The sequence below is a fragment of the Agromyces binzhouensis genome (assembly GCF_004135055.1).
GTDB classification, from domain to species: domain Bacteria; phylum Actinomycetota; class Actinomycetes; order Actinomycetales; family Microbacteriaceae; genus Agromyces; species Agromyces binzhouensis.
This window is the reverse complement of sequence record NZ_SDPL01000356.1, coordinates 1-3,338: the sequence shown is the minus strand read 5'-3', so window position 1 is coordinate 3,338 and position 3,338 is coordinate 1. Positions and strand designations below refer to the sequence as shown.

The 3,338-nt window shown below is 71.9% G+C and carries 3 protein-coding genes; all 3 read left to right on the top strand.

Annotation, left to right across the window (positions count from 1 at the left end; all coding sequences use genetic code 11):
* The first annotated feature begins 92 nt into the window (after nt 1-92).
* Complete coding sequence (locus ESO86_RS14035; RefSeq protein ID WP_129235559.1) at nt 93-1,205, top strand: mechanosensitive ion channel family protein; 1,113 nt, start codon at nt 93-95, stop codon at nt 1,203-1,205.
* Nucleotides 1,202-1,603, top strand: a complete 402-nt coding sequence (locus tag ESO86_RS14030) for a globin (protein WP_129235558.1) — start codon at nt 1,202-1,204, stop codon at nt 1,601-1,603. Before ESO86_RS14035 ends, ESO86_RS14030 begins: the two co-directional genes overlap by 4 nt.
* 61 nt (nt 1,604-1,664) lie before the next feature.
* Nucleotides 1,665-3,338 (top strand): FAD-binding dehydrogenase (locus ESO86_RS14025; RefSeq protein ID WP_129235557.1); only part of this gene is annotated, 1,674 nt, incomplete at its 3' end.

The following is a 3,338-nucleotide window of genomic DNA, read 5'->3' as shown; positions in this document are numbered from 1 at the left end:
GCGGCCGCCCCGCCAGGGGCCGTCGGCGGGCCGCGGGCCGTCGCCGGGCGTGCAGCATGCACCCCGGTCCGGCTCAGTAGGATTCGAGCATCATGCGCGCGTTCGAAGAGACCGACCCCGAGCAGGTCGACATCTGGGTCCAGGTCGACGGGTTCTGGCAGACGTGGTACGGCCAGGTCCTGTCGAACCTGATCGCGATCGCCGTCGTCGTGGCGGTCGCGCTGCTCGTGCGCTGGCTGCTGCACATCGTGATCCGCCGCACCGTGAACCAGATCGTCACGGGCGTCAAGCGCAAGCAGGAGGTCACCGACACGCAGGCGCTCAACGCCGCCTCCCCCCTCGCTGCGGTGCGCGTGGTCCAGCGGACCCGGACGCTCGGCTCCGTGCTCACGAACATCGTCAACGTCACGATCGCCGTCATCGTCGTCCTCCTCGTCGTCATGATCCTCGCGCCCGACATCCTCGGGTCCTTCACGCTCCTCTCGGCGGCGATCGGCGCGGGGCTCGGCTTCGGCGCGCAGAACATCGTGAAGGATGCCCTGAACGGCATGTTCATGGTCGTCGAGGACCAGTTCGGCGTGGGCGACATCGTCGACCTCGGCCACGCGTCGGGCATCGTCGAGGAGGTCCGCATCCGCGTGACCTCGATTCGCGACGTCAACGGCACGCTCTGGTTCGTGCGCAACGGCGAGATCAACCGCGTCGGCAACATGTCGCAGGGGTGGGCTCGCGTGATCATCGACCTCGCCGTGCCGTACACGGCCGACGTCGACGAGGTCGAGGCGGCGATGCTCGGCACCGCCGACGAGATGGCGCGTTCGGGCAAGTGGCGCTCGCGCGTGCTCGAGAAGCCGGAGATCTGGGGCCTCGAGTCGGTCTCGTCCGAGGCGATGATCATCCGCATCGTCATGAAGGTCCGGACCTCGTCGAAGGACGACGTCGCCCGCGAGCTCCGGGTCCGGCTCAAGCGCACGCTCGACGAGATGGGCCTGACCCTGCCCAGCCTCACGAGCGTCGTGCTGTCGGGCTTCGACGGCGTCACCCGCGTGAAGGGGGCGAAGCCGCCGAAGACCGAGCCCAGCCCCGTCATGGAACGCCAGGCGCCGAGCAAGCGCCTGCTCCGCGCCATGCGCGCCGCCAAGACCGTCACCGGCACGGGCAGCGTCCCGACCGTCACCGACCCCAGCCCGGAGGACACCCCGTGAGCCTGCCCGACAACCTCCCCGCGCCGAGCTTCTACGACGAGATCGGCGGACACGAGACCTTCGCGAGGCTCGTCCACGAGTTCTACCGGGGCGTCGCGGACGACCCCGTCCTGAAGCCCATGTACCCCGAGGAGGACCTCGGCCCCGCCGAGGAGCGGCTGCTGATGTTCCTCGAGCAGTACTGGGGCGGACCGACGACGTACGGAGAGCAGCGCGGGCACCCGCGCCTGCGGCTCAGGCACCAGCCGTTCAAGGTGAACCCCGACGCTCGCGACCGCTGGCTCGCCCACATGCGCGCGGCCGTCGACACGCTCGACCTCCCGCCCATCGCGGAGGCCACCCTGTGGGACTATCTCCAGCGGGCGGCGTTCGCCATGGTGAACACGTTCGAGGAGTAGCCCGGGGCCTCGCCCGCTCCCCGGAGCATCCGCCGCACCGCCCGAGACGAAGGAGTCCCCCGTGGCCGACCCGACCGCTCCCCTCGCGACGCCCGACGATCGCGCCGAGTACGACGCCGTCATCGTCGGCGGCGGCCTGTCGGGCCTCGTGGCGGCATCCGAGCTCGTCGACGCGGGCAAGCACGTCGTGATCGTCGACCAGGAGCCGGAGGCGAGCCTCGGCGGGCAGGCGTGGTGGTCGTTCGGCGGACTGTTCCTGGTCGACTCGCCGGAGCAGCGACGGCTCGGCGTGCGCGACTCGCTCGAGCTCGCACGCCAGGACTGGCTCGGGACCGCCGCCTTCGACCGCGACGAGGACGAGTGGGGCCGCCGATGGGCCGAGGCCTACCTCGAGTTCGCGGCCGGCGAGAAGCGGTCCTGGCTCCGGGGGAAGGGCCTGAAGTTCTTCCCCGTCGTCGGCTGGGCCGAACGCGGCGCCGGCATGGCGGTCGGGCACGGGAACTCGGTGCCCCGGTTCCACATCACCTGGGGCACCGGGCCCGGCGTGCTCGAGCCGTTCATCGCACGCGTTCGCGCGGGCGAGGCGGCGGGCCTCGTGTCGCTGCGGTTCCGTCACCGGGTGGACGACCTCATCGTCGAGGACGGCGCCGTGGTCGGCGTCAGGGGCGCGCGGCTCGCGCCCGACGAGGTCGACCGCGGCGTGGGATCCAACCGCGACGTCGTCGGCGGGTTCGAGCTCCGGGCACCGGCCGTGGTGGTCGCCTCCGGTGGCATCGGCGGCAACCACGACCTCGTCCGCGCGGCATGGCCGGATCGACTCGGCACGCCCCCGTCCGAGATGCTGTCGGGCGTCCCGGCGCACGTCGACGGCCGCATGCTCGGCATCGCCGAGGCATCCGGTGCCCGTCTCGTGAACGGCGACCGCATGTGGCACTACACCGAGGGCATCACCAACTGGGACCCGGTCTGGGCCCGCCACGGCATCCGGATCCTCCCCGGCCCCTCGTCGATGTGGTTCGACGCGACCGGCGCTCGCCTGCCCGCGCCCCTCTTCCCCGGCTTCGACACGCTCGGCACGCTCGAGCACCTCGCGCACACCGGCCACGGCCACTCGTGGTTCGTGCTCACCCAGCGCATCATCGAGAAGGAGTTCGCGCTCTCCGGCAGCGAGCAGAACCCCGACCTGACGAACCGGGACCTCCGCCTGCTGGCGGACCGCCTCGGCTCGGGGGCGCCCGGCCCGGTCGAGGCCTTCAAGCAGCACGGCGTCGACTTCGTGGTCGCCGACACCCTCCCGGAACTCCTCGACGGGATGCGTCGCCTCGACCCCGGCGACGTCCTCGACACCGACAACGTCGAGCGCGAGATCGTCGCGCGCGACCGCGAGGTGGAGCACGAGTTCTCCAAGGACCTCCAGCTGACCGCCGTGCGCGGCGCCCGGAACTACCGCGGCGACAAGCTCATCCGGGTGGCGCCGCCGCACCGCATCCTCGATCCCAAGGCCGGACCGCTCATCGCCGTGAAGCTGCACGTCCTGACGCGCAAGAGCCTCGGCGGGATCCAGACCGACCTCGATTCGCGTGCGCTCGGCGCCGACGGCGCGCCCGTTCCCGGCCTGTTCGCGGTCGGCGAGGCCGCGGGCTTCGGCGGCGGCGGCGTGCACGGCTATCGGGCGCTCGAGGGGACGTTCCTCGGCGGGTGCCTGTTCACGGGGCGCGCGGCGGGGCGTGCGATC